The sequence below is a fragment of the Streptomyces hamibioticus genome, assembly GCF_047946815.1.
In the GTDB taxonomy this organism is placed as follows: Bacteria; Actinomycetota; Actinomycetes; order Streptomycetales; family Streptomycetaceae; genus Streptomyces.
On the sequence record NZ_JBKKQY010000001.1, the window covers coordinates 4,141,642 to 4,159,325 of the forward strand.

Annotated in this window: 18 protein-coding genes; 13 read left to right on the plus strand and 5 right to left on the minus strand. The window is 73.9% G+C overall.

Annotated elements, in window-relative coordinates:
• Positions 1–80: 80 nt before the first annotated feature.
• Both ACLGIH_RS18700 and ACLGIH_RS18705 read right to left on the minus strand, forming a co-directional pair.
• Positions 81–365, minus strand: coding sequence for a hypothetical protein (locus tag ACLGIH_RS18700; RefSeq protein ID WP_416526384.1), 285 nt, complete (start codon positions 363–365; stop codon positions 81–83).
• Positions 362–580 (minus strand): hypothetical protein, encoded by a 219-nt coding sequence (locus ACLGIH_RS18705; protein ID WP_416526385.1) that lies wholly within the window; start codon positions 578–580, stop codon positions 362–364. The genes ACLGIH_RS18700 and ACLGIH_RS18705 overlap by 4 nt, the downstream gene beginning before the upstream one ends.
• A gap of 143 nt (positions 581–723) precedes the next feature.
• Here ACLGIH_RS18705 and ACLGIH_RS18710 point away from each other — a divergent pair, with 143 nt between their 5' ends.
• From ACLGIH_RS18710 to ACLGIH_RS18720, 3 genes are all read left to right on the plus strand, one after another.
• Positions 724–978, plus strand: coding sequence for a GntR family transcriptional regulator (locus ACLGIH_RS18710; RefSeq protein ID WP_416526386.1), 255 nt, complete (start codon positions 724–726; stop codon positions 976–978).
• A gap of 175 nt (positions 979–1,153) precedes the next feature.
• On the plus strand, positions 1,154–1,405 hold the full coding sequence (locus ACLGIH_RS18715) for a GntR family transcriptional regulator (RefSeq protein WP_416526387.1): 252 nt from the start codon (positions 1,154–1,156) through the stop codon (positions 1,403–1,405).
• Positions 1,406–1,486: 81 nt separating this feature from the next.
• On the plus strand, positions 1,487–2,869 hold the full coding sequence (locus tag ACLGIH_RS18720; RefSeq protein WP_416529418.1) for a cellulase family glycosylhydrolase: 1,383 nt from the start codon (positions 1,487–1,489) through the stop codon (positions 2,867–2,869).
• Positions 2,870–2,916: 47 nt separating this feature from the next.
• Here the strand turns inward: ACLGIH_RS18720 and ACLGIH_RS18725 are convergent, their stop codons facing one another.
• Positions 2,917–3,369, minus strand: a complete 453-nt coding sequence (locus ACLGIH_RS18725; RefSeq protein WP_416526388.1) for an NUDIX hydrolase — start codon at positions 3,367–3,369, stop codon at positions 2,917–2,919.
• Between the two features lie 225 nt (positions 3,370–3,594).
• On the opposite strand from ACLGIH_RS18725, the gene ACLGIH_RS18730 reads away from it, so the two are divergent.
• The gene (locus ACLGIH_RS18730; RefSeq protein WP_416526389.1) at positions 3,595–4,575 is read left to right on the plus strand and encodes an EamA family transporter; all 981 of its coding nucleotides are present in this window, start codon (positions 3,595–3,597) and stop codon (positions 4,573–4,575) included.
• A gap of 96 nt (positions 4,576–4,671) precedes the next feature.
• On the opposite strand, the gene ACLGIH_RS18735 is transcribed toward ACLGIH_RS18730, so the two are convergent.
• Positions 4,672–5,220: a Uma2 family endonuclease gene (locus ACLGIH_RS18735; RefSeq protein WP_416526390.1), complete on the minus strand. Its 549-nt coding sequence runs from the start codon at positions 5,218–5,220 to the stop codon at positions 4,672–4,674.
• Positions 5,221–5,283: 63 nt separating this feature from the next.
• Entirely contained in the window at positions 5,284–6,462 is a 1,179-nt protein-coding gene (locus tag ACLGIH_RS18740) for a serine hydrolase domain-containing protein (protein WP_416526391.1), read from the minus strand.
• 271 nt (positions 6,463–6,733) lie between these two features.
• Between ACLGIH_RS18740 and ACLGIH_RS18745 the strand changes: the two genes are divergently transcribed.
• From ACLGIH_RS18745 to ACLGIH_RS18785, 9 genes are all read left to right on the plus strand, one after another.
• A complete protein-coding gene (locus tag ACLGIH_RS18745) occupies positions 6,734–8,482 on the plus strand; it encodes a serine/threonine-protein kinase (protein WP_416526392.1) in 1,749 nt (582 codons plus the stop codon).
• Positions 8,483–8,847: 365 nt separating this feature from the next.
• Complete coding sequence (locus tag ACLGIH_RS18750; protein WP_416526393.1) at positions 8,848–9,642, plus strand: TIGR03084 family metal-binding protein; 795 nt, start codon at positions 8,848–8,850, stop codon at positions 9,640–9,642.
• A gap of 50 nt (positions 9,643–9,692) precedes the next feature.
• Positions 9,693–11,402 (plus strand): acyclic terpene utilization AtuA family protein, encoded by a 1,710-nt coding sequence (locus ACLGIH_RS18755; protein ID WP_416529419.1) that lies wholly within the window; start codon positions 9,693–9,695, stop codon positions 11,400–11,402.
• Positions 11,399–12,997: an acyl-CoA carboxylase subunit beta gene (locus ACLGIH_RS18760; RefSeq protein WP_416526394.1), complete on the plus strand. Its 1,599-nt coding sequence runs from the start codon at positions 11,399–11,401 to the stop codon at positions 12,995–12,997. The genes ACLGIH_RS18755 and ACLGIH_RS18760 overlap by 4 nt, the downstream gene beginning before the upstream one ends.
• A gap of 8 nt (positions 12,998–13,005) precedes the next feature.
• Entirely contained in the window at positions 13,006–14,847 is a 1,842-nt protein-coding gene (locus tag ACLGIH_RS18765; protein ID WP_416526395.1) for an acetyl/propionyl/methylcrotonyl-CoA carboxylase subunit alpha, read from the plus strand.
• 78 nt (positions 14,848–14,925) lie between these two features.
• Positions 14,926–16,065, plus strand: coding sequence for an acyl-CoA dehydrogenase family protein (locus tag ACLGIH_RS18770; protein ID WP_416526396.1), 1,140 nt, complete (start codon positions 14,926–14,928; stop codon positions 16,063–16,065).
• A 61-nt stretch (positions 16,066–16,126) separates the two neighbouring features.
• Positions 16,127–16,264 (plus strand): hypothetical protein, encoded by a 138-nt coding sequence (locus ACLGIH_RS18775; protein WP_416529574.1) that lies wholly within the window; start codon positions 16,127–16,129, stop codon positions 16,262–16,264.
• Complete coding sequence (locus tag ACLGIH_RS18780; protein ID WP_416526397.1) at positions 16,261–16,998, plus strand: enoyl-CoA hydratase family protein; 738 nt, start codon at positions 16,261–16,263, stop codon at positions 16,996–16,998. Before ACLGIH_RS18775 ends, ACLGIH_RS18780 begins: the two co-directional genes overlap by 4 nt.
• Positions 16,986–17,612 carry a TetR/AcrR family transcriptional regulator gene (locus ACLGIH_RS18785; RefSeq protein ID WP_416526398.1) on the plus strand — a complete coding sequence of 209 codons (627 nt, stop codon included), beginning with the start codon at positions 16,986–16,988 and terminating at the stop codon, positions 17,610–17,612. The genes ACLGIH_RS18780 and ACLGIH_RS18785 overlap by 13 nt, the downstream gene beginning before the upstream one ends.
• The last annotated feature ends 72 nt before the right edge of the window (positions 17,613–17,684 follow it).

Here is a 17,684-nt window from a genome sequence, read left to right on the forward strand (position 1 = left end):
TCCCCAGGGGGCACTCCGCCAAACGTGCGTACGTCTAGGGCGGATACTCGGGTCCTGCCCGGTCGGACTCGGAGCGCCGCTCAGTTCAGCCGGTGCAGTCTCCGCCCCCTGCTCTCGGCCACCCGTAGGGCGTCGGTGAGGGCTTCGGTCAGGCGCTCGGCGAGGTAGCGGAGTTCGCCGGGAGGGGCATCGGGGAGCAAGCCGCGGGCGTGGGTGAGGAGTTCGGCGCCCATGTCGAGCTGGGTGGCCTCGGTGATGTCGGCGAGGCGGGAGACGGGGCCGCCGGTGTCGTCGGTGATCAGGTAACAGGGCTTGCCTTCTGGGCCGGACCAGGGGAGCAGGCGTGGTTCACGCGGTGCGCTCATGCCGCCTCCCTCAGCTCGTACGGCCGGCAGGCGGTGACGTACGGGCGTACGGCCACGGTCGCGGCGCCGTCGAGGACGGTCGGCAGGCCGTAGGGGCTGCGGTGGGCGGGGAGAGGGGGGATATCGATCGTGGGTGGTGGGGGAGGCAGGGGGAGATGCGCGGGGCGGGGGCCGGTGCGGCGGTGGGTGCCACGGGGGACGAGTAATACGCCCACCCACGTCATGAGGCGGCGGATAAGGTCGGTCACGTCACCCAACTCCTGTCTGTGTTGGTGGCCGCGCCCCGGACGGCTCCACCCGTCGCGGGGGTACTTACGTTCAGGTGGGCGGTCTACCGCGGTCGCGTAGCGTCCATCGCATGACTCCCGAGCTCGACCGCACCCGACCCGTATGGCGGCAGGTCGCCGCCGCCGTCGCCGCGCGTATCGCTGACGGGAGCTATCCGATCGGCGCTCGCGTTCCGTCGGTCGTCGAGCTGTCGGCCGAGTTCGGTATCGCCGCGTCGACCGCACAGAAGGCCCTTGCTCACTTGAAGTCGGAGGGGTTGGTCCGCGCCGAGGTCGGCCTGGGCTCCTTCGTCGCGCGGAAGCCGGGCGAGGCTCCGCCCTCTTGATACCGCTGAAGGTCGGTCACGTCACGAGCTCCGCTCTGTGTTCGGCTGGTGGCCACGCCCCCGGACGGCTCCACCCGTCGCGGGGGTCTGACACGCTCAGAGGACTCCAGGCATTCTAGGCATGCTAGGTATTCCAGGTATCGCGTACAGCGCTAGGCGTGCTCATGCTGATGCGGTGATCGAGTTTGCTCCCGACATCCCTCGCTGGCGCCAGGTCGCGGACGTGGTACGCGGCCGTATAGCTGACGGCACCTATCCGCCACGTACGCGAGTCCCGTCCGTCGTGCAGCTCACCGCGGAGTTCGGGATCGCCAACGCGACGGCGCACAAGGTTCTCCGGGCGCTGCGCGAGGAGGGGCTGACCTATACCGAGCCCGGCCTCGGCTCCTTCGTCGCCCGGAAGCCGGACGAGGCGCCGCCCTCTTGATGCCGGTGCCGTGCGCTGATTCGATGCGCGGCACCGCGAACACCGAGGGCCCCGGAGGTTCCCGTGCTGCGAACGACGCTCATGGCGGGTGCGGTTGCCGCCGCGCTGCTCGTCCCCACCGCCTTACCCGCCGCTGCCGTACCCGCCGTCCCCGCCCGCACCGAGCGAGCCGCCGGCGAGGGCATACCCGACCTCACCGACCGGCACGGGCGCGTGCTCACCCTGCGGGGCTGGAACGTGGAGGACAAGGCGAACCGGGGCGAGCAGGCGCTGTCCGCCGTCACCGAGCGGCACTTCAGGGACATGCGTGCCCAGGGTTTCAACTTCGCCCGCCTGCTGGTCTTCTGGGACGACCTGGAGCCCGAGCCCGGTCGGTACAGCGAACGCTATCTGCGGCGGATCGACCGCGTCCTGGACTGGGCCGAGAAGCATGATGTACGGGTCCTGATCGACGCGCACCAGGACGTCTTCGGGCCCGCCTTCGGCCACCGCGGCATCCCCGGGTGGGCGACCAGGACCGACGGGCTGCCGTTCACCCCGCACCCGGACGACTGGTTCGCCGAGTACTTCGAACCGGCCGTGCAGCGTGCCTTCACCCACCTCTACGAGGACCCGGACCTGCGCGCCGCCCAGGCCCGGATGTGGCGGGTGCTCGCCGGCCGCTTCGCCCACCACCCGGCGGTCCTCGGTTACGACCTGATCAACGAGCCGATGGGCGAGCTGCGGCCGGGGGAGGACCTCGCGACGGCCGCCCGCCGGATCGAGCGTGTGCACCTCACCCCGATGTACAACCGCCTGGCGGACGCGGTCCGCGCCGTCGACCGCGACGCCTGGGTCTTCGTCGAGCCGACCCCGATCGTGGGAGAGGGCGTGCCGACGGGGCTCGGCCGGATCGACGACCCGAAGGTCGTCTACGCGCCGCACTTCTACAACACCGCCATGGAGGCGGGCGCGGACTACGACCCCGGGGCCGGCTGGATCGAGGCGTACGAGCGGGCCGTCACCCGGTACCCGCGGGAGTACGGCGTCCCGGTCGTGGTCGGGGAGTGGGGCCCGCTCAACAACTCCCTGCCGAACATGAACCGCTTCTACCGCGACGCGATGGCCTCCCTGGGCCGCTACGGCTCCGGCTGGGCGGGCTACGTGTGGTGCTACGGCGGCGGCTACTGCGCGGTCGACGAGGCGGGTGCCTTCCGCACCAACAAGGAGCTGACCGCCGAGCCGTATGCGGAAGCGGTGGCGGGCACGGTCCGCTCCGCCGCCCACGACGCCGAGGACGGCGTCTTCCGGCTCGCCTACCGTGCGGCGCGGCACGGCTCCCGGCCGACCGAGCTGTCCGTGCCGGCGGGGTCCTGGCGGGTCGAGGCCGGCGGCGGGGCGCTGGTGGTGCGCAGGACGCCGGGCACGGCGTGGGTGCTGGCCGCGCCGGGCGCGGAGGTGACGGTGACCGTCCGCCGCGGCTGACCGGGCGGCCGGTGCGGTGGGTCCGGCGCGGCGCCGTCGGCCGCCGGCTACGGGACGGTCCCGCCCCGGACCAGCGGGTGGCACACCGGCTGGACGTCCGGGGGCAGGTCGTCCGGGTGGCACCAGCGGGCCTCCAGGATCTCGAAGGGGTCCAGGCGCAGGTCGCCGCCGAGCAGGCGGGCCTCGTAGGCCACCTCCAGGCGGGTGCGGAGGCCGCTGTTCAGCATGACCAGGCGGCCCGTCTCCACGTCGAGGCCCGTCTCCTCCTTGACCTCGCGCACCACCGTGCGCCGGAAGTCCTCGCCCTTGCGCGCGAAGCCGCTCGGCAGGCCCCACTGGCGGCCGGGCGGCCACATCCGGTGCCGCAGCAGCAGGACCCGCCCCTCGTCGTCGCGCACGACACCGGTCACGCCGACCACGAACTTGGCGTTCAGCAGCCACATGATGCGGCTCTGTACCGGGCGCAACAGGCGCCAGACGCGGGTGAGGGCTCGTCTCACGGGGCCTCCGGGAGGGCGCGGCGGGGGTCGACGCTGCGGACCGTATCTCGTCGGTGCCGGCCGCCTCCGTGCGGCCCGTCCACTCCGTGGAATCGCGTTGACAGCCCGCACCCCTCCCGTGACAGTCGCATAACAGGGTTACAGACCTGACTTAGTCCATTACTCTGGACTGCGACGTACATTATCGTGAACGAAACCGACCCCGTAGACCGCCCGGAGCCCCACGTGAGTACCCCCAGCGACGCCCCCGGCGCCCCGGCCCAGGCCGCCGCACCCGCCCCCACGGCAGCGCAGTCCCCCGGTCGCGCCCCCGCCCCGAGCCGCCGGGGCTCGCTGGGCCCGGTCGGGCTGGTCCTCGCCGGCGGGCTCTCCGTGCAGTTCGGTGCGGCGCTCGCGGTGAGTCTGATGCCGCGCGCGGGCGCCCTCGGCATCGTGACCCTGCGGCTGGTGGCGGCCGCCGTCATCCTGCTGCTGATCTGCCGCCCCAGGCTGCGCGGCCACTCCCGCGCCGACTGGGGCACGGTGGTCGTCTTCGGCGTCACCATGGCCGGCATGAACGGCCTCTTCTACCAGGCCGTCGACCGCATCCCGCTCGGCCCCGCCGTCACGCTGGAGGTGCTCGGCCCGCTCGCGCTGTCCGTCCTCGCCTCCCGGCGAGCCATCAACCTGCTCTGGGCCGCGCTCGCCCTCGCCGGTGTCTTCCTGCTCGGCGGCGGCGGATTCGACCGCCTCGACCCGGCCGGCGCCGCCTTCGCGCTGGGCGCGGGCGCGATGTGGGCGGCGTACATCGTCTTCAGCGCCCGCACCGGCCGCCGGTTCCCGCAGGCCGACGGGCTGGCGCTGGCCATGGCGGTCGGGGCGCTGCTGTTCCTGCCACTGGGCATCGCCGAGGCCGGAGCGAAGCTCGTCGACCCGGTGACGCTCGCGCTCGGCGCCGCGGTGGCCGTGCTCTCCTCCGTCCTGCCGTACACCCTCGAACTCCTCGCCCTGCGCCGCCTGCCCGCCTCCACCTTCGCGGTCCTGATGAGCCTGGAGCCGGCGATCGCGGCCACGGCCGGTTTCCTCGTCCTGAACCAGGCCCTCACCACGGCCCAGGCCGCCGCCATCGCCCTGGTCGTCGCGGCGAGCATGGGCGCGGTGCGGACCCAGACGCGGCGGCGCGGAGGTGAGGCGGCGCAGGCCCTGGCGGCCGAACGCGGCCAGTAGCGGTTGAGGGCGGCCCTGCGCCGGCGCCGGTGGTGGCTGTGGGGGGGGCGAGCGAGGCGCTACCGAGCGGCGCGCACGAGGTCCCGGAGAACGCGGTCAGCGGGTCCCGGGGTCGGGCCGGGGCAGCTCGTCCAGGTCGAGGGTGAAGGTGCGTCCGTCGGCGAGCTCGAGGGGAAGCTTGCCCGTGCCGTACTTATGGGTATGTGCCGCGATGTACCCGGTGCCGGTGGGCTGAGTGTGGACGACGACTTCTCCGGCGTAAGGGTCCACGACCAGGTAGACGGGGATGCTGTAGCGGCCGTACTTCGCGGTGCAGTCGTCGTAGTCCTTGCGTGCGGAGGAGGCCGACACCACCTCCGCGATCAGCAGGACGTCCTCGAAGCTGTAGCGCTGGCCCTGCCTCTGCGCATCTTCCCGCAGGATGGCGAGGCCCGGAGCCGAATTCTCGTCGGCCGGGAAGTCGAGATACACGTCCGAGATCGTCTTCGCGTGGCGCCCGAGCGACACGATCGTGTCGTACTGCAGCGACTTGATCGTGTCGGAATGCTCGACACTCTGCGGGGTCATGACCACCTTCCCGTCGGCACCGAAGAGGACCGCGTATCCCTCGGGAAACTCGGTGTGCATGATCGCTTCGACGCTCATCGACGCCTCCTTCCCGCCGGCCCCAGAATACTGTTGCCGCACCGTCCACAGGCACAGCCGAGGTCAGCGGTTGAAGGCGGGCAGCGCGAAGCGCGCGACGAGCGGGAAGCCGTCCTCGCGGGCGCTCTTGGCGTTCACCGAGTACACCACCGTCCGCGACAGGTCCCGGGTCGCGGCCAGCACCGTGTGGTAGCCGGGCCGGGACCCGGTCTTCCCCCAGATCACCTTCCCGCCGTGGACGTAGCGCTGCCAGGCCATGCCGTAGGACGCGCCCTCGACGTCGGGGACGGTGAGCATCTGGTCCACGAGCCGCTCCGGGATCACCCGGCCCTGGAACAGGGCCACGAGGAAGCGCTCCAGATCGGCGGTGGTGGAGATCATGTTCCCCGCCGCCCAGCGGTCGGACATGTTCCACTCCGTGACGTCGGTGGTCCGCCCGCCGATGTCCGCGTAGGCCCGGTGGTGCGGTCCGTGGACGCGCGGGTCCGGCCCGGCGGGGAAACCCGTGTGCCGCATGCCCAGGGGGCGGAAGATCCGTACGTCGGCCTGGTGCTCGTAGCTGTCTCCGGTCACCTTCTCGATCAGCAGGCCGAGCACCGTGTAGTCGATGTTCTGGTACACCTGCCGCGCTCCCGGCGTGAAGGCCGGCCCCCGGGCGACGGCCGTGGCCACCACCCGCTCCGGCGTGAGGGTGCGGAACCGGTTGGCGTACATCTCCTCGGTGGTCGAGCCGAGACCGGCTCCGGGCTGGAGCCCGCTGGTGTACGTGAGCAGGTGGCGCACGGTCGGCGGCTCGGTGAAGGAGGACGGCAGCAGGCCGGGGAGGTAGCGGGTGACGGGCGCGTCCAGGTCGACGCGGCCCTCCGCGACCAGTTGGAGCACGAGCGCCGCGGTGACCGTCTTGGTCGTCGACCCGGCCCGGAACCGGGCGTTCTCCAGCGCCGGGGCTCCCGTGCGCAGGTTCCGCACCCCGGCGGTGCCCTGCCAGCCGCCCTTGCCGCCGACCCGGACCAGGGCCGCCGAGACGTCCCCGTCGGGGATTCCGGCCAGCGCCCGTTCCAGGGCCTCGGTGTCGGGGCCGTCGACGGACGGCGCCGCGGTGGCGGCGGGGGTGGCGGCGGCCTCGGCGCCGGGGCGGGGGACCGCGGCCGCGGCGAGCGGGCCGAGGGCGAGTGAGCCGAGGACGAGAGAGCTGAGCAGAGCGGACGCGACGGCGGCGCGGGTACGGGCGCGGTTGTTCATGTGACGGTGCTCCTGCTTCCCGAGGGGCGGGTGGCTTCGGACAGGCTCCATCCTGGTGATCGCGCGCGCCGTGGAGATCGTCCGCGCAGAGGAGACGGTCCCCTCATGTCCGGGACCCGCGTCTCGGGGTCATCCCTGGGTCGCGACCCCGAGAACGCGAGCAGCGCGGCCGCTCTCCGAGCGTCCGACCGCCCCCGGACTGACCAGTGGTCAAGGGAGACGCATAGGCTGCGAAGCTGGTCAACTCATCGGATCGAGGGGGAGGGGCCCGATGACCCACGCGACCGACGTCTTCCAGCCGCTGCAGGCGGACGATCCGCCCGTCGTGGCCGGCTACCGCCTCGCCGCCCGGCTCGGCGCGGGCGGCATGGGCCGGGTCTACCTGTCGCACACCCGGGGCGGCCGGCCGGTGGCGATCAAGGTGGTGCGGCCGGAACTGGCCGACGACCCCGGGTTCCGGCGGCGCTTCGCCAGGGAGATCAAGGCCGCCCGGCGCGTGAAGGGCGCGTACACCGCCGAGCTGATCGACGCCGACGGGGACGGCGTACCGCCCTGGCTGGCCACGCTGTACGTGCCCGGCCCGTCCCTGGCGCAGGCCGTCGCCCGCAGCGGCCCGCTGCCGGTGCCGGCGGTGCTGTGGCTGATGGCGGGCGTGGCCGAGGCGCTCCAGGCCATCCACGGTGCGGGGATCGTGCACCGGGACCTCAAGCCGTCGAACGTGCTGCTGGCCGCCGACGGGCCGCGGGTGATCGACTTCGGCATCTCGGTGGCCGCGGACAGCACCTCGCACACCGCCACCGGCACCGCCATCGGCACCCCGCAGTACATGGCTCCCGAGCAGGCGTCCGCGGGGGCCGACATCACGGCGGCGACCGACGTCTTCGCGCTCGGCCAGACGGCGGCGTTCGCGGCGCTCGGCCGTCCGCTCTACGGCGACGGGCCCTCGGTCGGCGTCCTGTACCGGATCGTGCACTCCGAACCCGATCTGTCCGTGCTGCCCGACCGGCTCCGCGAACTGCTCGGCCGGTGTCTGGCCGCCGACCCGGCGGAGCGGGTCACCCCGGCGGAGGTCGTCGAGTGGTGCCGGAGGGAACTGGGGCGGGACGCCGACACGGGCGTCGGCCCGGCCGTCTGGCGGGAGATCGCCGGGCCGGAGGTGACGGTTCCGCCGCCCGCGCCGCACGTCCCGTATCCCACGGCCCCGCACACGCCGTATTCCACGGCCCCGCACACGCTGCCGTTCACCGCTCCGGGGCCCGTGGCCGGTCCGGCGCCGGTGCCTGCCCCGGCGCCTGCTCCGGCGCAGCGGGCTGCCCGCAGGCGACGCACCGCCATGGTCGTGGGCGCCGCCGTGGCGGCCGGTGCGCTGCTGCTGACCGGCCTCACGTGGATGGTCATGGACGCCATGGACCGGCTGGGCGAACGGAACCGCGAAAGGGCGGCGGCGGCGTCCGGAACTCCCGGCGCGGCGGCGTCCGGAACTCCCGGTGCGGGAGCGTCCGGGTCCTCCGCGTCCGGTGGCGGTTCCGCGTCGGGATCGGTGTCCGGGCCGGAGTCCGGAGCGCCGGCCGCGCGGATGTCCGGGGCGCCGGCCGGGTCCGGTGGGGACGCCGATGGCCGCTCGCCGGCGTCCGCGACGCCGAGGGCCCGCGCCCTCCCCCCGCTGTGGCTGGACCGGAAGAACTCGGCCGACCTCAGCGCCATCGAGTACCGCGAGGACCGCGAGGGCGACATCCGCCTCGACTGCGTACAGGGCAGGTGCGCCCTGGAGAGCGACGCCAGCGTGTTCAAGCTCCTGTTCGGTGATCCGGGCGCCACGTACGAGACGTGCCGTGCCTTCCTCTCCGGCGACAGGCACGACGGTCACCGCCTCCCGCTGGCCGGGGCGGCCAAGGGCAGCGAGATCTGCGTGAAGAACGCGGACGGGGAGATCGCGCTGCTCGTCCTCACCGTGAAGTCGACCGCGATGCCGGACATCGCCTTCGTGACCGCGGACAGGACGGTGTGGCGGGCGGACTGAGGGCCCGAGGGCGTTGAGACGCCGGTGCGCGGTGCGCGGTGCGCGGTGCGCGGTGCGCGGTGCGCGGTGCGGGTGTCCTGTGTGCGGTGTGCGGTGTGCGGTGCGGGTGTCCTGTGCGCGGTGTGCGGTGCGGTGATCGCGGCGGCAGGCGGCAGGCGGCAGGCGGCAGGCGGCTGGCGGCTGGCGGCAGGGCGCAGGCCGCAGGATGGACCCGCAGGCCGCGGGACGGGCCCGCAGGCCGGGGGACGGACCCCGCGCACCGCCCCCTCTCTTTTTCATGCAAGCACGCTTGATTGTTTCTGGTGCCGCTGCCATGCTCCTCACCACACCGCGCCGCACACCGCCGTGCCCGAGGGGAGCGCCCCGTGTCCGACCCGACGCCCGTCATCGACGACCTGCGCGAGGAGAGCGAGGAACTCGACGCGCTGGTCGCCAGGCTGAGTCCCGAGCAGTGGCGGCTCGCCACCCCGGCACCCGGCTGGACGGTCGCCCACCAGATCGCCCACCTGGCCTGGACCGACCGCTCGGCCCTGCTGGCCGTCACCGACGAGGAGGGCTTCCGCGTCCTGGTGGAGCGGGCCCTCGCCGCGCCCGACCGGTACGTGGACGAAGGCGCCGAGGAAGGCGCCCGGCAGACCCCGGGCGAGTTGCTGGCCGCATGGCGGGAGGGCCGTGCCGCCCTCGACAAGGCGCTGCGCGAGTCGCCTCACGGCGCCCGCTTCCCCTGGTACGGCCCGCCCATGGCCGCCGCCTCCATGGCCACCGCCCGCCTGATGGAGACCTGGGCCCACGGCCTGGACGTCGCCGATGCTCTCGGCGCGACCCGCCCGCCCTCCGACCGGCTCCGGCACGTGGCCCGCATCGGCGTACGCGCCCGGGACTACGCCTTCGCCGCCCACGGGCTCACCCCGCCCGCCGAGGAGTTCCGCGTCGAACTCACCGGCCCCGGCGGGGACCTGTGGACGTACGGCCCCGAGGGCGCGGCCCAGCGGGTCACCGGCCCCGCCCTCGACTTCTGCCTCCTGGCCGTCCAGCGCGCCCACCGTGCCGACCTCGGTCTGCGTGCCGAGGGCCCGGACGCCGACCGCTGGCTGGACGTCGCCCAGGCCTTCGCCGGGCCGCCGGGCGCGGGACGGGGGCCGAAGGGGGACCCGCGGTGACCGGGCCCAGCACGGCGGGCGCGCCCGGCGCGACCCCGCACCGCGCGGGCGTGGCGACCGGTCCGCCCCCGCCCCGCCCCCTCCGCGTCGGCAACGCCTCCGGCTTCTACGGCGACCGCTTCGACGCCATGCGCGAGATGCTCACCGGCGGCCCGCTGGACGTCCTCACCGGCGACTACCTCGCCGAGCTGACCATGCTCATCCTGGGCCGCGACCGGCTCAAGGACCCCGCCGCCGGATACGCCCGCACCTTCCTGCGCCAGCTGGAGGAGTGCCTCGGCCTCGCCCACGAGCGCGGGGTCCGGATCGTCACCAACGCCGGCGGGCTCAACCCGGCCGGGCTCGCCGACGCCGTGCGCGCGCTCGCCGACCGGCTCGGCATCCCCGTCCGCGTCGCGCACGTCGAGGGCGACGACCTCACCGCCGGCCACCCGGGCACCCTCGCCGCCCACGCCTACCTCGGCGGCTTCGGCATCGCGGAGTGCCTGCGCGCCGGTGCCGACGTCGTGGTCACCGGGCGGGTCACCGACGCCGCCCTCGTCACCGGGCCCGCCGCCGCGCACTTCGGCTGGGCGCCGACGGAGTACGACCGGCTCGCGGGCGCGGTCGTCGCCGGGCACGTGCTGGAGTGCGGGACACAGGCGACCGGCGGCAACTACGCCTTCTTCCGCGACTTCCTCCAGGACGGCGCCGCCCGGCACCCCGGCTTCCCGCTCGCCGAACTGCACGCCGACGGCTCCTCGGTCATCACCAAGCACGACGGCACCGGCGGCCGCGTCGACGTCGGCACGGTCACCGCCCAGCTGCTGTACGAGACCGGCGGCGCCCGGTACCCGGGGCCGGACGTCACCACCCGGCTGGACACCGTACGGCTCCGGCAGGACGGCCCCGACCGGGTGCGGATCGACGGCGTGCGCGGCGAGGCCCCGCCGCCCGCCCTCAAGGTCGGCCGCAACCGCCTCGGCGGCTTCCGCAACGAGGTCACCTTCGTCCTCACCGGCCTGGACATCGAGGCCAAGGCCGCCCTGGTGCGGGAGCAGATGACGGACGCGCTCGCCAAGTCGCCGCCCGCCGAGGTGCGCTGGGACCTGGTGCGCACCGACCGGCCCGACGCGGCGACCGAGGAGACGGCCAGTGCCCTGCTGCGGCTCGTCGTCCGGGACGCCGACCAGCAGGCCGTCGGGCGGGCGCTGAGCGGGGCGGCCGTGGAGCTGGCCCTCGCCAGCTACCCCGGCTTCCACGTGCTGGCGCCGCCCGGCAAGGGTGCCCCCTACGGCGTCTTCGAGGCCGGGTACGTCCCCCAGGACACCGTCGGCCACGTCGCCGTGCTCCACGACGGGCGCCGGATCGCCGTGCCCCCGCCGCAGGACACCGCCGCCCTCACGGACGTACCGGAGCCGCCCCTCCCGCGGCCGCTGCCGCCGGGGCCCGTGAGACGCGCCCCTCTCGGCCTCGTCGCCGGTGCCCGCAGCGGGGACAAGGGCGGTGACGCCAACGTCGGTGTCTGGGCCCGCGGCGAGGACGCCTGGCGGTGGCTGGCGCACGAGCTGACCGCCGACCGCTTCCGGGAGCTGATCCCCGAGACCCGCGACCTGCCCGTCACCCGGCACGCCCTTCCCGCCCTGCGCTCCCTCAACTTCGTGGTCGAGGGAATCCTCGGCGAGGGCGTCGCCGCGCAGGCCCGGTTCGACCCGCAGGCCAAGGCGCTCGGCGAATGGCTGCGCTCCCGCCACCTGGACATCCCGGAGGTTCTCCTGTGACCGTCCTCGCCTCCGCCCTCGACCCCACCGCCCCCGACCACCGGGCGAACCGCGAGGCCATGCTCGCCAAGCTCGCCGGCCTGGACGCCGAACACGCCAAGGCCCTCGCGGGCGGCGGCGAGAAGTACGTCGCCCGGCACCGGAAGCGCGGCAAGCTGCTCGCCCGCGAACGCATCGAGCTGCTCCTCGACCCCGACACCCCGTTCCTGGAGCTGTCGCCGCTGGCCGCCTGGGGGAGCGAGTACACCGTCGGCGCCTCGCTGGTCACCGGCATCGGCGTCGTCGCGGGCGTCGAGTGCCTGATCACCGCCAACGACCCGACCGTGCGCGGCGGTGCCAGCAACCCGTGGAGCCTGAAGAAGGCCCTGCGCGCCAACGACATCGCCCTCGCCAACCGGCTGCCCTGCATCAGCCTCGTCGAGTCCGGCGGCGCCGACCTGCCGTCCCAGAAGGAGATCTTCATCCCCGGCGGCGGCATCTTCCGGGACCTCACCCGGCTGTCCGCCGCCGGCATCCCCACCGTCGCCGTCGTCTTCGGCAACTCCACGGCCGGGGGCGCCTACATCCCCGGCATGTCCGACCACGTGATCATGGTCAAGGAGCGGGCCAAGGTGTTCCTCGGCGGCCCGCCGCTGGTGAAGATGGCCACCGGCGAGGAGAGCGACGACGAGTCCCTCGGCGGCGCCGGGATGCACGCGCGCACCTCGGGCCTCGCCGACTACTTCGCCGTGGACGAACCGGACGCGCTCCGCCAGGCCCGCCGCGTGGTCGCCCGCCTCAACCACCGCAAGGCGTACCCCGACCCGCCGCTCGCCGAGCCCCCGAAGTACGACCCGGAGGAACTCCTCGGCATCGTCCCGGAGGACCTCAGGACGCCGTTCGACCCGCGCGAGGTCATCGCCCGGATCGTGGACGCCTCCGACTTCGACGAGTTCAAGCCGCTGTACGGGACCAGCCTGACGACGGGCTGGGCCACCCTGCACGGCTATCCCGTCGGCATCCTGGCCAACGCCCGAGGGGTCCTGTTCAGCGAGGAGTCGCAGAAGGCGGCCCAGTTCATCCAGCTCGCCAACCAGCGCGACATCCCGCTGCTGTTCCTGCACAACACCACCGGCTACATGGTCGGCAGGGAGTACGAGCAGGGCGGCATCATCAAGCACGGCGCCATGATGATCAACGCGGTCTCCAACTCGCGCGTCCCCCACCTGTCCGTCCTCCTGGGAGCGTCGTACGGCGCCGGTCACTACGGCATGTGCGGCCGGGCCTACGACCCCCGCTTCCTGTTCGCCTGGCCCAGCGCCAAGTCCGCCGTCATGGGCCCGCAGCAGCTCGCCGGGGTGCTGTCGATCGTCGCCCGCCAGTCGGCCGCCGCGAAGGGACAGCCGTACGACGAGGAGGGCGACGCGGCGCTGCGCGCCATGGTGGAGCAGCAGATCGAGTCCGAGTCGCTGCCGATGTTCCTGTCCGGGCGGCTGTACGACGACGGCGTCATCGACCCGCGCGACACCCGCACCGTCCTCGGCCTGTGCCTGTCCGCCATCCACACCGCGCCCTACGAGGGAGCGCGGGGCGGCTTCGGCGTCTTCCGGATGTGAGGGAACCCATGATTGCTTCCGTTCTGGTCGCCAACCGGGGCGAGATCGCCTGCCGCGTCTTCCGCACCTGCCGCGAGAAGGGCATCCGGACCGTCGCCGTCTTCTCCGACGCCGACGAGAACGCCCTGCACGCGCGCGTGGCCGACACGGCGGTACGGCTGCCGGGTGCGACGCCCGCCGAGACGTACCTGCGCGGCGAGGCGATCGTGAAAGCCGCCCTGGCCGCCGGGGCCGACGCCGTCCACCCCGGCTACGGGTTCCTCTCCGAGAACGCCGGCTTCGCCCGCGCCGTGCTGGACGCCGGACTGGTCTGGATCGGCCCGCCGCCGGAGGCGATCGAGGCCATGGCGTCCAAGACCCGGGCCAAGGAACTCATGGGCATCGCCCCCCTCGCCGAGGTCACCGAGGCCGACCTGCCGGTGCTGGTGAAGGCCGCGGTGGGCGGCGGCGGACGCGGCATGCGCGTCGTCCGGCACCTCGCCGACCTCGACGCCGAGCTGACCGCCGCCCGCGCGGAGGCGGCGAGCGCCTTCGGCGACGGCGAGGTCTTCGTCGAGCCCTACGTCGAGAACGGGCGCCACGTCGAGGTGCAGATCCTTGCCGACACCCACGGCACCGTCTGGACCCTCGGCACCCGCGACTGCTCCCTCCAGCGCCGCCACCAGAAGGTGATCGAGGAGGCCCCGGCGCCGGGCCTTGCCGACAGGCTCACGGAGGAACTGCACGCACTGGCCGTACGCGCCGCGCGCGCCGTCTCCTACGTCGGCGCCGGAACCGCCGAGTTCCTGGTCGCCGACGGGCGGGCGCACTTCCTGGAGATGAACACCCGGCTCCAGGTCGAACACCCCGTCACCGAAGCCGTCTTCGGCCTCGACCTGGTCGCCGAGCAGATCCGGGTGGCCGAGGGCCACGCCCTCGCCGGTCAGCCGCCCCCCGCGCGCGGCCACGCCGTCGAGGCCCGCCTCTACGCCGAGGACCCCGCACGCGACTGGGCCCCGCAGACCGGCCGCCTGCACCGCCTCGCCGTCCCCGACGGCGTCCGCCTGGACACCGGCTACACCGACGGCGACGACATCGGCGTCCACTACGACCCGATGCTCGCCAAGGCCGTCGCCCACGCGCCCACCCGCGCCGAGGCCGTCCGCCGGCTCGCGGGCGCCCTGGAGCGGGCCGCGATCCACGGCCCGGTCACCAACCGCGACCTCCTCGTCCGCTCCCTGCGCCACGAGGAGTTCACCACCGGCCGCATGGACACCGGCTTCTACGACCGCCACCTCGCCGCGCTCACCGGGCCCGCCGCCGACCCGCTGGCCCCGCTGGCCGCCGCCCTGGCCGACGCCTGCGGCCGCTCCCGCTTCGGCGGCTGGCGCAACCTGCCGTCCGTACCGCAGACCAAGCGGTACGCCATGGCGGGCGAGGAGCACGAGGTCCACTACCGGCACACCCGCACGGGCCTCGCCGCCGGCGGCGTGCGCGTCGTGCACGCCGCTGCCGACCTGGTCCTCCTCGAAGTGGACGGTGTGCAGCGCCGGTTCGACGTGGCGCCCTACGGCGACCAGGTCTTCGTCAACACCACCCGCCTCACCGCCCTGCCCCGCTTCCCCGACCCCACCGCCCAGCACGCCCCCGGCTCCCTGCTCGCCCCCATGCCGGGCACGGTCGTCCGCGTCGCGGAGGGCCTCGGCGAGGGGTCGTCCGTGGAGGCCGGACAGCCCCTGCTGTGGCTGGAGGCGATGAAGATGGAGCACAGGATCACCGCCCCGGTCACCGGAACACTCGCCGCACTGAACGCCGTACCGGGACAGCAGGTGACGGTCGGTTCCCTGCTGGCGGTAGTGCAGGCGACCTAGGGGCGGGGTTGTAGGGAATCTGCGGCTCCGCCGCCTGAGCGCGACCGGCCACAACGAAACCGCACCCGAAGGAGCACAGTGACCACCCTCATCGAAACCGACGAACACAAGGCCCTCCGCGAGGCGGTATCGGCATTCGCCAGGAGCCACCCCCGCACCCTCGGCACCGACAACAGGCACTTCTGGCAGGAGGCCGCCAAGCTCGGCTACATCGGCGTCAACCTGCCGGAGGCGTACGGCGGCGGCGGTGGCGGCATCACCGAACTCTCCCTGGTCCTCGAGGAGATGGGCGCCTCCGGCAACCCCCTGCTGATGATGATCGTCTCCCCGGCGATCTGCGGCACCGTCATCGCCCGCTTCGGCACCGAGGAGCAGAAGCGCGAGTGGCTCCCGCCCCTCGCCGACGGCACCCGCCTGATGGCCTTCGGCATCACCGAACCCGACGCCGGCTCCAACAGCCACCGCATCACCACCACCGCCCGCCGCGACGGCGCCGACTGGGTGCTCACCGGCCGCAAGGTCTTCGTCAGCGGCGTCGACATCGCCGACGCCACCCTCATCGTCGGCCGCACCGAGGACGCCCGCACCGGCAAGCTCAAGCCCTGCCTGTTCATCGTCCCGCGCGACGCGCCCGGCTTCGAACGCCGGCGGATCGACATGGAACTGCACGCCCCCGAGAAGCAGTTCGAGCTGGTCCTGGACGACGTACGGCTGCCCGCCGAGGCGCTGGTGGGCGACGAGGACGCCGGCCTGCTCCAGCTCTTCGCCGGCCTCAACCCCGAACGGATCATGACCGCCGCCTTCGCGATCGGCATGGGCCGCTACGCCCTGGCCAGGGCCATCGAGTACGCGCGCGAGCGCACCGTCTGGAAGACGCCCATCGGCGCCCACCAGGCCATCGCCCACCCCCTCGCCCAGGCGCACATCGAGCTCGAACTGGCCCGCCTGATGACGCAGAAGGCCGCCCACCTCTACGACGCGGGCGACGACGTGGGCGCCGGCGAGGCCGCCAACATGGCCAAGTACGCGGCCGGCGAGGCCTGCGTGAAGGCCGTCGACCAGGCCGTGCACACCCTCGGCGGCAACGGTCTCACCCGGGAGTTCGGGCTCGCCTCGCTGATAACGGCGGCGCGCGTGGCCCGTATCGCCCCGGTGAGCCGGGAGATGATTCTCAACTACGTCTCCCACCAGACCCTGGGCCTGCCCAAGTCGTACTGAGCAGTACCGGGCAGTACCTAGCAGTACCGAGCCGTACTGAGCCGTACCGTCCCGGCACAGCGTGGAGAACGAGGTCATGATGTACGTCGCCGAACGCGTCGCCCCCTGCAAACGGGTCCGCGAGGCCACCTTCATCGACGGTGTGCCCCGTGCCGCCTCCGGCAAGGTCCTGCGCCGGCAGCTCAGGGAGCGCCCGTGACGACCCTGATCACCCGCACCCGCGCGCGGGGCGTCGAGACCCTCACCCTCGACTCCCCGCACAACCGCAACGCCCTGTCCGCCGCCCTCGTCGGCGAGCTGGCCGGCGCCCTCACCGAGGCCGGCGAGGACACCGGCGTCCGCGCCGTCCTCCTCGGCCACACCGGCAACACCTTCAGCGCCGGCGCCGACCTGCGCGACCCGCCCGACGCAAAGGCGCTGGTCGGGCTGCTGAGACAGATCGTCGAGCTGCCCAAGCCGGTGATCGCGCGGGTCACCGGACACGTCCGCGCCGGCGGCCTGGGCCTGCTCGCCGCCTGCGACATCGCGGCGGCGTCCCGGGAGGCCACGTTCGCCTTCACCGAGGTCCGCATCGGCGTCGCCCCCGCCGTGATCTCGCTCCCCGTCGTCCCCCGCGCCGACCCCCGCGCCCTCGCCCGCTACTACCTCACCGGCGAGCGCCTCGACGCCGCCGAGGCCGCCCGCATCGGCCTGCTCACCGCGGCGGGCGAGGACGTGGACGCCGTACTGGAACCGGTCCTGGACGGTGTGCGCCGCGCCTCACTGCAGGCCCTGGCCGAGACGAAACGGCTGCTCACGGCTAGGGTGCTGGAAGCCTTCGACCGGGACGCGGCCGACCTGACCGCGCTCTCGGCCCGGCTGTTCTCCTCCGCGCAGGCCCGCGAGGGGATGACGGCCTTCCTCGAACGACGGGATCCGGAATGGGTGGTGTGAACGGTGCCGTGAGCGCGGTCGAGCGTGCGGAGCGCGTCCCCAAGCAGGACCGCAGCCGGGTCACCCGGCAGCGGCTCCTGGAGGCCGCCGTGGCCTGTCTCGCCGAACACGGCTGGGCGGGCTCCACGGTCTCCGTCGTCGCCGAGCGCGCCGGCGTCTCCCGGGGCGCCGCCCAGCACCACTTCCCGACCCGCGAGGACCTGTTCACCGCCGCCGTCGAGTACGTCGCGGAGGAACGCTCCACCGCCCTGCGCGCCCTCTTCCCCGAGGGCGCCCGGGCCGCCGACCGCCGCGCCGTGGTGTCCGCCCTCGTCGACCTCTACACCGGCCCGCTCTTCCGCGCCGCGCTCCACCTGTGGGTGGCCGCCTCCAACGAGGACCAGCTGCGCGGCCGGGTGACCGAGCTGGAGGCCCGCGTGGGCCGCGAGACCCACCGCATCGCGGTCGACCTGCTCGGCGCCGACGAGACCCGCCCCGGCGTCCGCGAAACCGTCCAGGGCCTGCTCGACATGGCCCGCGGCCTCGGCCTCGCCAACCTCCTCACCGACGACACGGCCCGCCGGGAGCGGGTGGTCGAGCAGTGGGCGAAGCTGCTGGACGGGGTACTGGGCTGACACCGCTGCGGCCGCCCACGGGCCGGTCCCGTGGGGCCGCTCACGGACTGGCCCGGCGGGGGCCGCCCACGG

Excerpts from the sequence above, each read along its gene's own strand:
- ACLGIH_RS18700 (WP_416526384.1), bottom strand. The coding sequence starts at position 365 with ATGAGCGCACCGCGTGAACCACGCCTGCTCCCCTGGTCCGGCCCAGAA.
- ACLGIH_RS18710 (WP_416526386.1), top strand. The coding sequence starts at position 724 with ATGACTCCCGAGCTCGACCGCACCCGACCCGTATGGCGGCAGGTCGCC.
- ACLGIH_RS18720 (WP_416529418.1), top strand. The coding sequence starts at position 1,487 with ATGGCGGGTGCGGTTGCCGCCGCGCTGCTCGTCCCCACCGCCTTACCC.
- ACLGIH_RS18735 (WP_416526390.1), bottom strand. The coding sequence starts at position 5,220 with ATGAGCGTCGAAGCGATCATGCACACCGAGTTTCCCGAGGGATACGCG.
- ACLGIH_RS18740 (WP_416526391.1), bottom strand. The coding sequence starts at position 6,462 with ATGAACAACCGCGCCCGTACCCGCGCCGCCGTCGCGTCCGCTCTGCTC.
- ACLGIH_RS18745 (WP_416526392.1), top strand. The coding sequence starts at position 6,734 with ATGACCCACGCGACCGACGTCTTCCAGCCGCTGCAGGCGGACGATCCG.
- ACLGIH_RS18765 (WP_416526395.1), top strand. The coding sequence starts at position 13,006 with ATGATTGCTTCCGTTCTGGTCGCCAACCGGGGCGAGATCGCCTGCCGC.
- ACLGIH_RS18785 (WP_416526398.1), top strand. The coding sequence starts at position 16,986 with ATGGGTGGTGTGAACGGTGCCGTGAGCGCGGTCGAGCGTGCGGAGCGC.